The organism is Embleya sp. NPDC059237 (genome assembly GCF_042754105.1).
Taxonomy (GTDB): domain Bacteria; phylum Actinomycetota; class Actinomycetes; order Streptomycetales; family Streptomycetaceae; genus Embleya.
In genome coordinates, this window is the sequence record NZ_JBHZAE010000002.1 from 271,074 (window position 1) to 289,070 (window position 17,997).

Annotated in this window: 6 protein-coding genes; all 6 read right to left on the reverse strand. The window is 72.9% G+C overall.

All coding sequences use genetic code 11. The annotated features are described in order from the left end of the window. Position 1 precedes the first annotated feature (1 nt). On the reverse strand, positions 2 to 6,565 hold the full coding sequence (locus ACFXKZ_RS08215; protein ID WP_379997748.1) for a type I polyketide synthase: 6,564 nt from the start codon (positions 6,563 to 6,565) through the stop codon (positions 2 to 4). Positions 6,566 to 6,574: 9 nt separating this feature from the next. Further along, positions 6,575 to 12,139, reverse strand: coding sequence for an SDR family NAD(P)-dependent oxidoreductase (locus tag ACFXKZ_RS08220; RefSeq protein ID WP_379997750.1), 5,565 nt, complete (start codon positions 12,137 to 12,139; stop codon positions 6,575 to 6,577). Positions 12,140 to 12,178: 39 nt separating this feature from the next. Then, positions 12,179 to 15,271: a type I polyketide synthase gene (locus ACFXKZ_RS08225; protein ID WP_379997752.1), complete on the reverse strand. Its 3,093-nt coding sequence runs from the start codon at positions 15,269 to 15,271 to the stop codon at positions 12,179 to 12,181. A 77-nt stretch (positions 15,272 to 15,348) separates the two neighbouring features. Next, a complete protein-coding gene (locus ACFXKZ_RS08230) occupies positions 15,349 to 16,086 on the reverse strand; it encodes a thioesterase II family protein (RefSeq protein ID WP_379997754.1) in 738 nt (245 codons plus the stop codon). Next, complete coding sequence (locus tag ACFXKZ_RS08235) at positions 16,083 to 17,330, reverse strand: cytochrome P450 (protein WP_379997756.1); 1,248 nt, start codon at positions 17,328 to 17,330, stop codon at positions 16,083 to 16,085. The genes ACFXKZ_RS08230 and ACFXKZ_RS08235 overlap by 4 nt, the downstream gene beginning before the upstream one ends. Beyond that, positions 17,327 to 17,638, reverse strand: a complete 312-nt coding sequence (locus ACFXKZ_RS08240; protein WP_379997758.1) for a phosphopantetheine-binding protein — start codon at positions 17,636 to 17,638, stop codon at positions 17,327 to 17,329. The genes ACFXKZ_RS08235 and ACFXKZ_RS08240 overlap by 4 nt, the downstream gene beginning before the upstream one ends. Positions 17,639 to 17,997 lie beyond the last annotated feature (359 nt).

Genomic DNA, 17,997 nt, shown 5'->3' on the forward strand with positions numbered 1-17,997 from the left:
GTCACTTGCCCTTCTCGGCCAGAGCCAGGTCGACGAGTGCTTCCAGGTCCAGCGCCGCCAGTTCGTCCGTGTCGGCGTCCGCGTCGGGCGATCCGGCGTCGGGTTGCGACGGCGCGGCGGCGCACGCCAGGATCTGCTCCAGCAGGCCCGCGTCGCGCAGTCGGTCGATCGGGATGCCGCGCAGCACCTCGCGGATCCGCGCGTCGTCGTCCCCGTCCGCACTCGTGCGCTCCGCGGGGCGCAGCAGGTCGAAGACGTGCTGCCCCAGCTCGCGGGGGGTCGGGTAGCTGAAGACGAGGGTGGATGCCAGGCGCAGCCCGGTCGAGGAGGCCAGGCGGTTGCACAGTTCGACCGAGGTGAGCGAGTCGAAGCCGAGGTGGGTGAACGCCTGGTCGGCGTCGACGGTCGTGCCGGCGGGGTGTCCGAGGACGACGGCGACCTGGTCGCGGACCCAGTCGAGCACGGTCGCCTCCCCCTCGCTCTCGGACAGCCCGGCCAGGCGGGCGGGCAGGCCGAGGGAGCCGGCGGCGGTGCTCGCGCGGGTGCGGGCGGGGCGGCCGGCGGTGACGAGGTCGCGCAGGAGCAGCGGGAGGTCGTCGGCGGCCCGGCTGCGCAGCGCGGTGAGGTCCAGTCGGGCCGGGATCAGGACGGGCTTGTCGATCGTGCACGCGGCGTCGAACAGGCCCAGTGCCTCGGCGCCGGGCATCTCGGCGATGCCGAGGCGGCGGATGCGCCGCAGGTCGACCTCGTCCAGGTTCTCGGTCATCCCGCTGCGCTGTTCCCACCAGCCCCAGCACAGGGACGTGCCGACCCGGCCGGACGCCCTGCGCTGCGCCGCGAGGCCGTCCAGGAAGCCGTTCGCGGCGGCGTAGTTGGCCTGGCCGCCGGTGCCGAGCGTGCCGGCGAGCGCGGAGAAGAGCACGAACGCGGACAGGGTGTGTTCGCGCGTCAGTTCGTGCAGGTTGATCGCACCGCCGGCCTTGGCCCGCAGGGCGCGGTCCAGGCTCTGTGCGGTCTGCGCTTCGAGAGTGCCGTCGGCGAGTACGCCCGCCGCGTGCACGACGGCGGTCAGCGGGTATCCGGGCGGCATCTCGGCGAGCAGGTCCGCTACGGCGGCCCGGTCCGCAACGTCGCAGGCCGTGACCCGGACGAGGGCGCCGGCCGCCTCCAAGTCCGCGACGAGTTCGGCGGCGCCGTCGGCAGCCGGGCCCCGCCGGCTCGCCAAGACCAGGCTGCGTACGCCGTGTTCGGCGACGAGGTGGCGTGCCACGAGCGAGCCGACGCCGCCGGTGGCGCCGGTGACCAGGACGGTTCCGCCGCCGAAGCCGCTGCCCATGTCGAAGATGATCTTGCCGATGTGTCGGCCCTGGCTCATCTCACGAAACGCCCCGCGCGCGTCGCGGATGTTGCGTACGGCGATCGGGTTCAGCTGCACGCGCCCGTCGGCGAACAGTTCCATGACCGCGCGGAACACCTCGTGGATGACCTCGGGGCCGGCCTCGTAGAGGTCGAACGCCGCGTAGTCGACGCCCGGTTGCCCGGCCGCCACGTGGTGCGGATCGCGGATGTCGGTCTTGCCCATCTCGACGAAGCTGCCGCCCTCGGGCAGCAGGCGCAGCGAGGCGTCGACGAAGTCGTGTGCCAGGGAGTTGAGCACGACGTCCACGCCGCGACCTCCGGAGGAGGCCAGGAAGGTGTCGGCGAACTCCAGGTTCCGCGACGAGGCCAGGTGCGCGTCGTCGAGCCCGAGGGCGCGCAGGGTGGGCCACTTGGCCGGACTCGCGGTGCCGTAGATCTCGGCGCCGACGTGCTTGGCCAGTTGTACGGCGGCCATCCCGACGCCGCCGGCCGCGGCGTGGATCAGGATCCGTTGGCCCTTTTCGAGATTGGTCACGTGGAACAGGGCGTAGTAGGCGGTGAGATAGGCGCCCGGTACGGATGCCGCCTCGGTGTAGGTCCACCCGTCGGGGATGGGCATGAGCAGGCGGTGGTCCGCCACCGCGATGCGGCCGAAGGCGCCGGAGAAGATGCCCATCACCCGGTCGCCCGGGGCGAGTTCGGTGACGTCGTCGGCCACCTCCAGGACGGTTCCGGCGCCCTCGCCGCCGATTCCGGCGTCCAGTGCGGTGCGCTCGACCAGTCCCAGGGCGATCGTGACGTCGCGGAAGTTGAGGCCGGCGGCCTGCACGGCGATCCGGACCTGACCGCTCGTCAGCGGCGCCTCCACCTCGGGGCAGGGAATCCAGGTCAGGTTCTCCAACGTGCCCTTGGTGGGGATGCCCAGCCGAAACGCGCCGACCGCGGGCGGCTCGATCCGGTTGTCCGCGGGGGCGGCGGCGGTCAGGCGCGGCACCAGGTAGGCGTCGCCGCGCAGGGCCAGTTGCTCCTCGTCGAGGGTGAGCGCTTCGGGGATGCGGGGCCATGCGGCGGCCACGTCCTCGACGTCCACCAGTCGGAACCTGCCCGGGTGTTCGGTCTGGGCGGACCGGATCAGGCCCCAGACGGACGCGCCGGGCAGGCTGTCCACCCGCTCCCCGCCGCCGGTGTCCACGGCCAGCCGGGTGAGCACGACCAGCGTGGATTCGGTGAGCGTGTCCTCGGCGAGGAACCGTTGCACGCACTCCAGGACGCGGGTGTCCGTGTCGGCGACGGAGGCGAACAGGTCGGTCTCGGACGCGGCGACGTCGTCCGGGCACAGCACGATGTGTCGCGGCGCCTCCCCCGCGAGGAGTTCGTCGAGGCTCGCGTGGAACACGACGCCCTCGTCCGCCGGTTCGCCGAGTCGGGTGGGCGAGCCGAGCACGGCCCACCGCCCGGGGGGTGTCGCCGGCTCGACCGCGCGAACCGGGCGCCAGGCGAGTTCGTACAACGACCGCTCGCCGCGCGCCGCGCGCAGGTGTTCGGCGCTCGCCGGTCGGAACGTCAGCGCCCCGACGTGCGCGACCGGGCGGCCCCGCTCGTCGGCGATCGCCACCGACACGGCCCGGTCGCCGGCCGCCGGGTCGGCGGCCGGCGAGAGGCGGATCCGCACGGTCGAACCGCACTGCGCGAACCGCTCCACCCCGGACCACGAGAAGGGCATCCAGCCCTGGTCGGCGCCGATCTCGACGACCCCGCCGGCGACCACCGCGTGCAGCGCGGCATCCAACAGCGCCGGATGCAGGGCGAACCCGGCGGCCGAACCGTCGTCATCCGTCGGCAGCGTGGCCGTGGCGAACAGGTCGTCGCCGAGCCGCCACACCTCGCGCAGCCCGCGAAACACCGGCCCGTAGTCGAAGCCCGCGTCCGCGAAGGAGTCGTACAGGGCACCGATGTCGACCTGTTCCGCCCCGGCCGGCGGCCACGCGGCCGGCGCGGACGCGTGCTCGGCTCGCGCGCCGCCCGGTGCCAGGCTCCCCGTCGCGTGCCGGGTCCACCCGCCGGCGGCGCGGTCCTCGTCGTCGTCGGGGCCGGAGTACACGTCCAGCGTGCGGCGTCCGCTCTCGTCCGCCGCACCGACCACGACCCGGATTCGCACCTCGCCCGTGTCGGGGACGATCAGGGGTACCTCCAGGGAGAGTTCCCCGATCGTGGTGCATCCGACGAAGTCGCCCACCCACAGGGCCAGATCCAGGTACGCGGTCGCCGGTACCACGACCGCGCCGAACACCGCATGGTCGGCGAGCCATTCGTGGGTGCGCAGCGACCATCGGTCGGTGAACACCACCTCGTCGGTACCGGGGTGCTCCACCACCGCGCCGAGCAGTGGGTGTTCGGCGGCCGAGAGACCGGCGGAGGCCACGTCCGCGGTGCCGGTCCCGGCCCGGAAGTCCAGCCAGTAGCGCCGCCGTTGGAACGCGTACGTCGGCAGGTCCACCGGCCGCCGTGCGGCGCCGAGCAGGGCCGCCCAGTCCACGGCGCCGCCGCGGACGTGCAGTTGGGCCAGCGAGCCGATCAGGGTGGACACCGGCCCGCGGTTGCGCCGCGACGCCGACAGGGCCACCGCGTCGGTCACGCCGACGGCGGCGAACGCCTCCTTGGCGATGCTCGTGAGGGCCGAACCCGGGCCCATTTCGTAGAAGACGCTCGTGCCGGCCGCCCGGGCGTTCTCCACGGCGGTGAAGAAACGAACGGGTTCGCGGACGTGCCGTACCCAGTGCGCGACGGACGTCAGTTCCTCCACCGTGCTCTCGCGGCCCGTCCTGGTGGAGACGATCGGGATCGCCAGGCGTCCCGCCGGGAGTTCGCCGATCGACGCGGCGAACTCGTCCAGGATCGGATCCATCAGCGGCGAGTGGAACGCGTGGTCGACGTCGAGCAGTTTGGCCGAACCGCCCTCGGCGACCAGCCGGTCCCGCAGTTCGACGACCTGCTCGCGGGCGCCGGAGACCACCACCGACTCCGGGCCGTTGACGGCCGCGATGCCGAGGTGGTCGTATCCGTCGAGCAGCGCGTCCACGGCGTCCTCCGAGGCGCGTACCGCCAGCATGGCGCCGCGCTCGGTGACCGTCTGCATGAGCCGGCCGCGCGCGGCCACGAGCCTGGTCGCGCCGTCCAGGTCCAGAACGCCGGACACGTGCGCGGCGGCGATCTCGCCGACGGAGTGGCCGATCAGATGGTTCGGCTCCCCGCAGAACCCGGTCAGCAGCCGGTACAGCGCGACCTGGAGCGCGAACAGCGCGGGTTGCGCCACGTCGGTGCGCTGCGCTCGGGCCTCCTCGGGCGCCTCGGCGAGCAGCAGGGCCTTCAGCGCGAAGGGAAGGTGGGTGTCGAAGCGCGCGCAGACCTCGTCGAGGCTGCGTGCGAAGACCGGGAATGTGTCGTACAACTCCCGGGCCACACCGGCCCATGGAGAGCCCTGCCCCGGGAACATGAAGACCGTACCGCCGAGTTCACCGACTACGCTACGCACCAATCGCGCGGAATCGGCGCCCTCGCCCAGCGCCGTCAGACCGCTCAGCAACTCGTCCCGGTCCCGGCCCAGCACCACCGCGCGGTGCTCGAACCGTGACCGGCTCGCCACCAACGACCGGGCGATGTCCATGACATGCGCGTCCGGTTCGGCGTCCGCGAACTCGCGCAACCGCTCCGCCTGGGCCCGCAGCGCCGCCTCGGAGCGTGCGGACACCACCCACGGGATCACCTCGACGGGGTGATCCGCGCTCTCCGGCGCCCCCTCCTCGGACGCGACCTCCTCGGGCGCCTCCTCCAGGATCACGTGCGCATTGGTGCCGCTGGCCCCGAAGGCGGACACGGCCGCCCGCCGGGGTCGTCCGGGGGCGCTCGGCCAGGGCCTCGCCTCGGTGAGCAGTTCCACCGCCCCGGCCGACCAGTCCACGTGCGTCGACGGCCGATCCACGTGCAGTGTCCTGGGCATGAGCCCGTGCCGCATCGCCATGATCATCTTGATCATGCCGCCGACGCCCGCCGCCGCCTGCGTGTGGCTGATGTTCGACTTCAACGAGCCCAGCCACAACGGGTTCTCGGGGTCGCGGTCGCGGCCGTAGGTGGCCAGCAGTGCCTGTGCCTCGATCGGATCGCCCAGCGTGGTGCCGGTCCCGTGCGCCTCCATCACGTCCACGTCGCCCGCCTGCACCCGGGCGTTCGCCAACGCGGCTCGGATCACCCGCTGCTGGGCGGGACCGTTCGGCGCGGTCAGCCCGTTGGATGCACCGTCCTGGTTGATCGCCGAGCCCCGGATCACCGCCAGGATCCGCCGCCCGTTGCGTCGCGCGTCGGACAGCCGCTCCAACACCAGCACCCCGACGCCCTCGGCGAATCCGGTGCCGTCGGCGGCGTCCGCGAACGCCTTGCATCGGCCGTCCACGGCCAGTCCGCGCTGGCGCGCCATCTCCCGGAACACCTGTGTGGTCCCCATCACGGTGACGCCCCCGGCCAGGGCCAGCCCGCACTCGCCCTGCCGCAGCGACTGCACCGCCTGGTGCACCGCCACCAGGGACGACGAGCACGCGGTGTCGGTGGATATCGCCGGACCCTCCAGGCCCAGCGCGTACGCCACCCGCCCGGACGCCACGCTCAGCAGCGAACCGGTCTGCCCGTAGCCGGAGATGACCTCGGGGGTGGAGAAGTGGTTGCCGTAGCCGAAGTAGGCCAGACCGGCGAACACGCCGGTGGCGCTGCCGCGCAGGGTGTGCGGGTCGATGCCGGCCCGTTCCAGCGACTCCCACGCGGACTCCAGCAACAACCGGTGCTGCGGGTCGGCGGCCAACGCCTCGCGCGGGTTGATCCCGAAAAACTCCGCGTCGAAGTCGCCCGCGTCGTACAGGAATCCGCCCGCGCGCGTGTTGCAGGTGTTCGGCCGGTCCGGATCCGGGTCGTAGAGCCGGTCCAGGTCCCAGTGGCGGTCGTCGGGAAAGTCCGACACCGCGTCCCGACCCTCCCGCACCAGGTCCCACAACGTCTCGGGCGAGTTCACCCCGCCCGGGTAGCGGCAGGCGATGCCCACGACGGCGACGGGCTCGGCGGCGGCCTCCGTCAGCTCGTTCAGACGCCGACGGGTGTCGAGCAGTTCGATCGACGTCCGCTTGAGGTAGTCGAGCACATCGGCGTTGTTGTCGTTTGTCATCGCTCTCCCCTAGCCGAGCTCTTTGTCCAGCAGCGAAAGCAGTTCGCCGGCCGATGCCGCACTGATCCGGTCGGCGATCCCGACCGGCGCTCCGTCGCCGGCCAGGGCCCGTGCGCGGCCCTGCAGTTCGCCGAGCAGCGTGGTGATGGTGGCCTTGTCCGCCGCGGCGAGGTCGCGGAACGTGTCCTCCAGCCGGGCGCCCAATCCCTCGATTTCCTGGGTCAGGCGATCGGTCGGGGACAGCGGGTCGGCGACGGAGTCGGGGTTGATGCCCGCGTACAGGAATCCCGCGAGGGCGGCCGGGTTCGGGTAGTCGAACGCGAGCGTGGCGGACAACTTCAGCCCGGTCACCGCCGTCAGCCTGTTCCGCAACTCCAGCGCCATGAGCGAGTCGACCCCGAGGTCCTTGAACGCCGAGGCGGGGCCGACCCGCGCGGTGTCGGCGAGGCCGAGCACACTCGCGGTCTGCGTGCGCACGGCGTCGAGCAGCAGCGCCTGCGCGTCGGCCGCGGGCAGCGAGGCGATCCGCTGCGCGAGTGCGATGTCGGCGGTCTCCGCAGCGACAGGGCTCGAACCACCGGGACCGGCGGGCGCCGCGACCAGCGCGCGCAGGAGCGGCGACAACACCTGCCCGGCACTCGGCGCGCCCGGCGCCGGCAGGCCCAGCCGCACCGGCACCAGCACCGGCTCGTCCCGTGCGATCGCGGCGTCGAACAGCGCCAGTCCCTCGTGTGTGGCCATCGGCCGCACCCCCTGTCGGCGCAGGCGCGCGATGTCCGACTCGCCGATGTCCGCTCCCGCCTCGGTGCGTTGCGCCCAGTAGCCCCAGCACAGCGACCCGGCCGCGAGCCCCTGGGCCCGACGGGCCTCGGCCAGGCCGTTCAGGAACGCGTTCGCCGCCGCGTAGTTGGCCTGCCCCGCCGTACCGAGCACGCCCGCGATCGAGGAGAACAAGACGAACGCGGACAGGTCCAGGTGCCTGGTGAGTTCATGCAGATACCAGGCGCCGCGCACCTTCGGTGCGAGGACCGTGTCCACCCGCTCCTCGGTCAGTGTCTCGACGACCCCGTCGGCAAGCACGGCCGCGCAGTGGATCACCGCCGTCAACGGGTGCTCCGCCGGCACGCCGGCGATCAGCGCCGCGACGGATTCGCGGCTCGTGACGTCGCAGGCGACGATCTCGACCTCGGCTCCCGCCTCGATCAACTCCTGCCGCAGTGCGGCAGCGGCCGGAGCCGTCGGCCCGCGCCTGCCGGCCAGCAACAACCGGCGCACCCCGTGCCGCTGCACGAGGTGCCGGGCCAATGTCGCGCCCAGGCCGCCGACCCCGCCCGTGATCAGCACCGTCCCGGAGCCCAGGCCGCGGGCCCGGTGCTCGGTGGAAAGGGCCGGCACGTGGGCCAGTTGCGGGGTGGTCACCACGCCCGCCCGGATCCTGAGCTGGGCTTCCCCGGTCTCGGCCACCGTCGGCACGCGCGCCCACGAGTCGGGGCGGTCGTCCGTGTCCACGAGTGTGAAGCGGCCCGGGTTCTCGGTCTGCGCGGTGCGTACGAATCCCCAGATCGCGGCCGCGACGGGGTCGGTGTGGTCGGCCGGGCCGTCGGCGAGCGCATCCCGCGTCACGATGACCAACCGCGAGTCGGCGAACCGGTCCTCGGCGAGCCAGCGTTGGGTCCACCGCAGCACTCGGTGCAGGTTGCGCTCGACCAGGGCAGGGGTGTTGCCGACGCCCGCGTCGGTACGCTCGATGGTGGTCACCACGATCGGGGGAATCGGTCCTTCGGAGGCGGCGAGTTCGTCGAGGTCGGCGACGAGGGACCCGCGCGCCCCAAGGGACGCGGTGAGTTCGTCGGGCGGCCCCGCCACGGCGAACCGGCCCGCGGCCGGCCCGGACGGGGCCGTGAGCGGGACCCAGTCCACCCGGAACAGCGAGTCGCTTCGGTCGAAGCCCAGTTCGGTCAGTTCCGCGACGTCGACGGGTCGCAGCGTCAGCGACTCGACACCGCCGACGGGGGCTCCGTGGCGGTCCGCGACGGCCACGGACCGGGCGCCCTCGCCGGTGGGTGCCAGCCGTACGCGCAGCACGGTGGGCGCGGCGGAGGTCAGCCGGATGCCCGTCCAGCGATGCGGCAGCCGGCCCTCGTCGCCGTCTCCCGGGCCGATCGGCAGCAGCGCGGCATGCAGCAGCGCCGGGTGGATCCGGAACCGGCCCCGGTCCGCACCGTCGGCTGCGGGCAACTCGACTTCGGCGAAGAGGACTTCACCACTGCGCCAGACCCGCTTCAGGCCGCGGTACAGCGGCCCGTGGTCGAACCCGAGCGCGGCCGATCCGGCGTACGCGTCCTCGACGGGCACCTCGACCGCGCCCGGCGGCGGCCACGCCGCGAGGTCGGGCTCGCGCCGGCCGGCTCCGGTGTCGCCTCCGACGGACCCGACGGCGTTGCGTGTCCACTCGGGCTCGCCCGGGCCCTTGGAGTGCACGGCGAGCATGCGCTTGCCGTCGATCACCACGCGGATCTCCCGCTCGGCCGTGCGGGACAACACCAGCGGTGTCTCCAGGGTGAGTTCGTCGACGACGTCGCAACCCACCTTGTGCGCCGCCCACGCCGCCAATTCGACCAGCGCCGTTCCCGGCACCAGTACCGCGCCGTGCACCACGTGGTCGGCCAGCCACGGCCGGCGACGCACGGACAACCGCCCGCTGCCCACCAGTCCGCCGCGTTCGCCGTCGTCGGGCAGGTCGATCACGGCGTCGAGCAGGGGGTGGTCCGAGCTGCTCGCGGAGGCACCCTCCACGGGCAGGTCCAGCCAGTAGCGCTCCCGTTGGAAGGCGTACGTGGGCAACTCGACCGCAGGCCCGTCGCCGCCCGGGAACACCGCCTCCCACGACACCGGAACGCCCGCCACGAACGCCTCGGCCATCGACCGGTACAACCGGGCCGGGCCTCCGTCGCCGCGGCGCAGCGAGCCCACCACCACCCCGCCGGCGCCGGGGGTGTTGTCGAGCATGTCGCGGATGTTGATCGTGAGCAGCGGGTGCGGACTCATCTCGATGAACGCGCCGTGCTCGGTGTCGAGGAGGCTGCGCATGGCGGCCTCGAACTGCACCGGCTCGCGCATGTTGCGGAACCAGTAGGCGCCGTCCAGTCCCGCCGTGTCGAGCGGCCCACCCGTGACCGTCGAGTGGAAGGCCACCGGCGAGGACACGGAGGTGACCCGGCCCAGGAGGTCCCGTAGCGGCCCCTCGAACCGGTCCACCAGGGGCGAGTGCCCGGGTACGCTCGCCGGGATCCACCGGGCGCGGGCGCCCTCGGCCTCGCAGAGCGCGACCACCTCCCGGACCGCCGCGGCCTCGCCCGCGATGGTGGTCGAGTAGGGGCCGTTGATGCCGGCGATCACCACTCCGGGGCCGACCCGCTCCAGCATTTCCCGGACCCGCTGTTCGGGCAGCACGATCCCGGCCATGCCGCCGTCCTGGTCGGCGGTGGCCAGCAGTTGCGAGCGCAAGGCCACGATCCTGGCCGCCTCCCGGAGGGTCAGCGCGCCGGCCGCGCAGGCGGCGGCGATCTCGCCCTGGGAGTGCCCGATCACCGCGTCGGGAATCACCCCGAAGGAACGCCACACCCGCGCCAGCGACACCATCACCGCGAACAACACGGGTTGCACGACCTCGATGCGCTCCAGGTCCGCGCCTTCCGGCTCGCCGCGCACGGTGTCGATCAGCGACCAGGGCACCCACGGCGCGAGGGCCTGGGCACACTCGTTCATCCGCTCGGCGAAGACCGGGGAGGTGTCGAGGAGTTCCCGGCCCATGCCGACCCACTGGGAGCCCTGGCCGGGGAAGACGAACACCGTCTTGCCGAGGGGCTCGACGGTGCCGGAGACCACGCCGGGCGGATTCCTGGTCGTACCGACGTCGGTGCCCAGGCGGGCGAGAAGTTCGTCGCGGTCGGCGCCGATCACCACCCGGCGGTGCTCGAACAACGACCGTGTCGTCACCAGCGCACGGCCCGCGGCCGCGAGCGGCAGGTCGGGGTCGGCGGCCAGGCGGTCCCGCAACCGCAGCGTCTGCTCCCGCAGTGCCTCGGCCGAGCGTGCCGACACCACCCACGGCACCGCCCCGGGACGCGGTTCCTGAACCGGCGCGGTCGCCGGCTCCGCCGCCTCGGGTGCCTCGGACTCCTCGGGTGCCTCTTCGAGCACGACGTGCGCGTTCGTACCGCTGATCCCGAAGGACGACACGCCGGCGCGCCGGGGCCGTCCGGGCGTGGCGGGCCATTCCCGAGCCTCGGTCAACAGTTCCACCGCGCCGGACGACCAGTCGACGTGCGGGGTCGGCCGGTCCACGTGCAGCGTCTTCGGCAACACCCCGTGGCGCATTGCCATGATCATCTTGATCATGCCGCCGACGCCCGCCGCGGCCTGCGTGTGGCCGATGTTCGACTTGAGCGAGCCGAGCCACAGCGGGCCGGCGGCGCCGCGGCCCTGTCCGTAGGTGGCGAGCAGCGCCTCCGCCTCGATGGGGTCGCCCAACCGGGTGCCGGTTCCGTGCGCCTCCACCGCGTCCACGTCGGCGGGCGAGAGCCCGGCGTCGGCCACGGCGGCGCGGATGACCCGTCGCTGCGCCAGTTCGTTCGGCGCGGTCAGCCCGTTGGAGGCCCCGTCCTGATTGATCGCCGAGCCCCGGATCACCGCCAGGACGCGCCGGCCGTTGCGCCGCGCGTCCGCCAGCCGCTCCAGGACGAGCACGCCCGCACCCTCGCCCCAGCCGGTGCCGTCGGCCGTCTCGGCGAAGGACTTGCACCGCCCGTCGGCGGCCAGGCCGCGCTGCCGGGCTGCCTCCACCAACATCCCGGGGCTCGGCAGCGCCGACACCCCGCCGGCAAGTGCCAACGTGCACTCCCCCGCGCGCAGGGACCGCACGGCCTGGTGCACGGCGACGAGCGACGCCGAGCACGCGGTGTCGATCGAGATCGCCGGCCCCTCCAGGCCCAGTACGTACGCCACCCGGCCCGAGGCCACACTGGTGTACGTCCCGGTCATCGAGTGGCCCTCCACCTCGGCGGCGGCCCCGCCGCCCATCCGCGGGCCGTAGTCGACCGCGTAGATCCCGGTGAACACCCCGGTCGCCGAACCGCGCAGGCGCACCGGGTCGATCCCGGCCCGCTCCAGCGCCTCCCATGACGTCTCCAGGATCACCCGCTGCTGCGGATCCATCGCCGGCGCCTCGCGGGGGCTGATCCCGAAGAACGCCGCGTCGAACTCGGCGAGATCGGGGAGGAATCCGCCCGAGCGGGTGTACGTCCTGCCCTGCGCCGCCGGGTCCGGGTCGTACAGCGCCTCCAGGTCCCAGCCGCGGTCCGTCGGGAAGTCGCCCACCGCGTCGACCCCGCCGGAGACCACGTCCCACAACCCTTCGGGGGAGTTCGCCCCTCCCGGGAAACGACACCCCATGCCCACCACCGCGACCGGCTCGCGAGCGGACTCCTCCAACGCGCGCACCCGCTCACGCAACTCCTGCGCGTCGCCGACGGCACGGCGCAGGTAGGACCGGAGCTTGTCGACTTCCTCCACGGGAACTCCCCCAACGGTTACTCGGACGAACGGGTGGCGCTACACGTATCCGCGGTCGATCAATGCGTACAATTCGTCGTCGCTGCGGCTCTCCGAAGGTGTCTCCGGCACCGGGGTCGGGGCCGCCGCCGAGGTCGGCGTCGGCAGCGATTCCGGTGCCGTTTCCGGGACTTCGGGGGCCGTCGGTCCGAGCAGGGTAAAGATGTGCCGGGCGAGCGCCTGTGGGGTCGGGTAGGTGAACGCGACGGTGGCGGGCAGTCGTACACCGGCCGCCGTCGTGAGCCGGTTGCGCAGCCGTACCGCCATCGAGGACTCGAAGCCCAGGGCCTTGAAGGTCTCGGTCGACCTCGCGGCGAGTTCGGCGCCGGTGACGGGCGCGTCGGGCGTGCTCAGCAGCGCGGCCGTCTCGGCGCACACGAGTTTGCGCACTGCGGATTCCGAATCGAGCTCCCCTGTACGGGGGTTCGCATGCGCCGGGGTGGTGTCGGCGGGTGGTGTCAGCCAGTACCGCCGCCGCTGGAACGGGTAGGTCGGCAAAGCGATCCGGCGCGGCCGGGCCGCGGCGAAGCAGGCCGTCCAGTCCACCGGCACGCCGCGCACGTACAGTTCGGCCGACGCCGCCAGGACCCGGCCCATGCCCCCGTCGTCCCGGTGCAGGGTGCCCGACAACACCGGCGAGGCGGCCAGCGCGTCGGCGGTCTCGGCCATCGCCACCGCGAGTACCGGATGCGGGCTGACCTCCACGAACACGCTGCCGCGCACGCGCATCAGGTCTTCGATCACCTCGCCGAATCGCACCTTCGAGCGCAGGTTGTCGTACCAGTACGCGCCGTCCAGCCCGCGGGTGTCGAGCGGGCCGCCGGTGACCGTGGAGTGGAACGCCGCGGCCGACGCCCTGGGCGTGATGCCCTCGGCGGCGGCGAGCACGCGGTCCCGGATACGTTCGACCTGGTGCGAGTGCGACGCGTATTCGATCCTGACCCGGCGTACCCGGACACCGTCGCCGGCCGCCATCGCGGCGAACTCCGCCAGTGCCTCCAGGTCGCCGGAGATCACCACCGAGCCCGGCCCGTTGACCGCGCCCACGCACAACCGCCCGGCCCACGGCCGCAACCGCTCCTCGACCCAGTCCAGGGGCGCGAACACCGCGTTCAGTCCGCCCAGTCCGGCCAGTTCGGTCAGTGCCGTGCTGCGCAGCGCGACCACGCGGGCCGCGTCGTCGAGGGAGAGCGCGCCCGACGCGCAGGCCGCGGCGATCTCCCCCTGGGAGTGCCCCACCACCACGTCGGGGACCACGCCCAGCGAGCGCCAGACCCGGGCCAGGGACACCATCATCGCGAACAGCGCGGGCTGCACCACGTCGTCGCCGCGCTCCAACAGCGCCGCCGAGTCCATCCCCGTGACCACGTCCGGCAACGACCAGTCCAGCCACGGTTCCAGGGCCCGCGCGCACTCGTCGATCGAGCGGGCGAAAACCTCCGACTCCGCGTACAACCGCCTGCCCATACCCGCCCACTGCGACCCCTGGCCGGGGAAGACGAAGACGATCGGGCCGGGCGGGTTCACCGCGACCCCGCGCAGCACACGGGCCGAATCGCCGCCCCTCGCAAGGAGATCGAGCCCGGTCAGGGCCTCCTCGCGGCCGGCGCCCAGGACCACCGCCCGGTGGGCGAAGGACGCTCGGGTGGAGACCAGCGAGTGGCCCACGTCGGCCGCCGACGGTGTCGCGTCCGCGCTCAGCCGGTCCCGCAGCCGTGCCGCCTGCTCGCGCAGGGCGGGCTCGGTGCGCGCCGACAGCACCCAGGGCATCGTCCCCGCGTCGACGACCCCGGGGCGATCCTGCTCCTCCGGTGCCTGTTCGAGGATCACGTGCGCGTTCGTCCCGCCCAGGCCGAACGCCGACACCCCCGCTCGTCGCGGCCGGTCGGCCGGGCTCGGCCAGGGCCGGGCGGCGTCCGGGACGTCGAAGTGCTCGTGGAAGTTCGTGATGGCGGGGTTGGGCGTCCGGAAGTTCGGGTGTGGCACCAATCGCGCACGGTCCAGGCACAGTGCGGCCTTGACGAAACCGACGATGCCGGCGGCCGGTTCCAGGTGCCCGACGTTGGCCTTGGCCGAGCCGATCACCAGGGGGCGATCCCGCCCGGTCGCCCGGAACACCTCGCGCAGCCCGGCCGCCTCGGCCGGATCGCCGACGCGCGTCCCGGTGCCGTGCGCCTCGACGTAGTCGACGGTGTCGAACGGCACGCCGGACCGCTCCAGCGCGGTGCGGATCGCCGCCGCCTGCCCGGCCGGGCTGGGATCGGGCATCCGGCTGGTCGCACCGCCGCTGCCCACCCCCCAGCCGCGCACCACCGCGTAGATGTGATCGCCGTCGGCCACGGCCAGGTCGAGCCGCTTGAGCAGGACGAAGGCCCCGCCCTCGCCCCGGACGAAGCCACCGGCGCGTTCGTCGAAGGGGAAGCAGCGGCCCTCGGGCGACAACGCGCCCAGGTTCGCCAGGCCCAGGCCCGCCTCCGGGTCGGCGATCAGGTGTACACCGCCCGCGAGCGCCAGATCGACCGCGCCGGCGCGGATCCGGTCGCACGCGAGGGCCAACGACACGAGGGAGGAGGACTGGCCCGAGTCCGCGCACAGGCTCATCCCGCGCACGTCGAACAGGGTCGAGATCCGGTTCGCGATCCACGCGCCGCCGGTCCCGAGCGCGGCGTAGTGGTCGTCCCGGTCCCCGCCGGACAGCTTGCGCAGCACCTCGTAGCCGGAGGGCGCGCTGCCGACCACGACGTCGATCTCCCGGCCGGCCAGCGCGGCCGCCGGCATCCGGGCGTCCTCGACGGCCTCCCAGGCCAGTTCCAGGCCGAGCCGCTGCACGGGGTCCATCGCGGTGGCCTCCGCCGCGTCCGTGCCGAAGAACTCCGCGTCGAACCCGTCGATGGCATCGAGGAAGGAACCCGCGTTCACCGTGGCGGCGTCCGGGTGGGTCGAGCGCCGCACGTCGGCGGCCCGCCGCTCTGGGAAGGTCCCGATGGTGGACCCGCCGTCGACCAGCAGGCGCCAGAACTCCTCCGGACCGCGCACCCCGGGGAAGCGGCACGACATCCCGACGACGGCAATATCGGTGGCTGCGCCACTCATACGAATTCCTTCCGATTCCCTCGCCGGCCGGCGCCCGCGGGCCGCCCCGCCTTCACCGCCGTTTGCCGTCACCGCCGTCACCGCCGGGTGGTCAGCAGCTTCAGCAGCTCGTCCGGCGCGTTCATGAAGTCGTGGTGGCCGCCTTCGACGACCCGGATCTCGACCGAATCCGCGTACCGACGCCATCCCTCCAGTTGGTCCGGCGTCACATCGGGGTCGTCGCGCCAGTGCAGGACGACGATGGGACAGCCCAGCCGAACCGGTTCGACCCTGCGGTAGGCGCGCGCGGCTGCGAGGTCGTCGAGCAGCACGCTCATCCCCACCTCGACCATGTCCGGGCGCGGCTCGATGCCCCGCCCGCGCACCACCGACACCAATTCGGCGCGCAGTTCGGCCTCGGTCATGGTGAGCATGCGATCGCTCGCGGCGTCGTGCGGCGCGGGTTGGCCGGACACGAACAGGCAGTCCGGCCCCGGCAGATCCAGTTCGGCGAGCCGGACCACGGTCTCGAACGCGGGCAGCGCGCCCGCGCAGTGCCCGAAGAATGCGAACGGCCGGTCCAGGCGCGCCGCCAGCGGTTCCACCAGGGCGGCGGCCAGATCCTCGTAGGTGCCGTAGTGCGGTTCGGCCAGCCGGCTCTCCCGGCCGGGGAACTGCACGGGGCAGACCTCGACGTCGTCGATCGTGGCCGGCCAGGCGCTGAACGCGGAGGCGCCGGAGCCGGAGTAGGGGAAGCAGAACAGCCGGGCCGGGTGGTCGCCGGCCGGTGGCCGGACGAACCACGGCGACGAGGCGGGGGCGCTGCCGGATGTCATGGCGTCGTTCGTTTCTGGGCGACGATGGGGAGGTGGGTCATCCCGGCGATGAAGTACGACCGCAGGTGTTGCGGCTCGCCGTCGAGTTCGATCGAGCCGAAGCGGCCGAGCAGTTCCTCGAAGAAGATGCGCAGCGTCTGCCGGGCCAGCGGGCCGCCGATGCAGTAGTGCGGCCCGAACCCGAACGCGACATGGCGGTTCTCGCGCCGGGTGACGTCGAATTGGTGCGGGTCGGTGAACTGCGACTCGTCCCGGTTGGCCGAGCCGATCCACGCGACGACCGCGCCGCGGGCGGGGATCGTACCGCCGCCGATCTCGGTGTCGTCGACCGCGTAGCGCATGAAGTTGCACGCGGCCGAGGTCCAGCGCAGTCCCTCCTCGACCAGGGACGGCACGAGCGAGGGGTCGGCCTGGACCTTGGCGAACTGCTCGGGCCGCTCGATCAGCGCGTGCACCGTGCCCGAAACGGTGTGCGGCGTGGTCACGTTGGCGCCGAGCAGGATGCTGTAGCCGTCGAGCGCGATCTCCTCGTCGGTCAGCGGCGCGTCGCCCGCTCGCACGGTCATGAGGTGGTCGAGCAGGCTGCCGTCCTCGCCTCCGGCGGCCCGCCGCCGTTTGACCCATTCGGTGACATAGGTGACGAGTTCGTGGTGGGAGATGGCCAGCGTCGCGGCCTCGCTGCCGTGCTTGAAGTGCGGGTCCGAGGGCGCGGTGACCATCGCGGTCAGCTGTACCAGCTCGTCCCAGTCCCGCTCGGGGATCCCGAGCAGCGGTCCCGCGACGATCATCGGAAGCCGGTGCGCCTTTTCGGCGAGGTCGAACGTGCCGCCGTCGAGGGCCGGTTCGAGAAAGCGCACGATCGCCTCCCGGATCCGGTCCTGCCACGAGGCCACCGCGCGCGCGGTGAGCCGCGCGCCGATCGCCCGGCGCACCTGGGTGTGCCGCGGCGGGTCGGTGGAGGTCATCAGCTTGCCCGCCGCGACGTCGTCCTCCCCGAGATGGGTGACCACCGTGCCGCGCTCGGAGGTGAACCTGCGGTGGTCGCCGAGTACGGCGCAGACGTCGTCGTAGCGGGTCACCGACCAGAACTCGCGGCCATCCGGCAGGACTTGGTGGTGCAGTGGGGCCTCGGCGCGCATCACGTCCCAGATCGGGTGCGGATCGCCCGAGGTGTACAGGTCCAGGTCGAACAGGTCGACACGGTCGAGATCGATCTCGCGTGCGGCACCCGGCGTCAACCTCACGTTCGCGCCCTTTCCTGTTCGATCAGTTCGGCGACCCGGGCCGGCGTCTGGGCCAGGTAGAACCCGCGCACGGACAGGGCGACGCCGTAGTCCTGGGCCACCCGATCGATGATCTTGATCCCGATCAGCGAATTGCCGCCGATCGCGAAGAAGTCGTCGTCCGGCCCGACCTCGCGCCCCGGGAGGAATTCCCCCCACAGCGCCGCAATTTCCGGTACGAGGGCGGTCGGCGCACCCGTCGGCGCCGCCTGCCCCTCCGATGTCTCGTCCTGTTCGCCTCGTTCGTGGATACGCGGCAACGATTCCATGGCCGGCCTCTCCTTCCTTCGCCGAACGGATCGGGAATGCGCCGGCGAACCGGCATGACAACGCCATCCGCAGGCGTTGTGCCCGCTGTTCGATGATTGGTTCGTGCCGGGGGCTCCGGGACCCCGAGGTGAAAGCGACCGCCTGTGCACGCCGACCGAAGAGCGTTACGGTGGGCGGCTGTCGGGGCAAACTCGCGTCGCCAACATAAATCGCCGGGGAAACCCGGTGCAAGGGACGGTGGTCCGCGCACACCGACGGACGCCGATGTCCCGCCGACAGGACAGTAATACGACACCGGCCGGCCAGGGACGCCACGGCCTCGACGAATGCCGTGGATCGCCCGGGCATTGATTCCGGC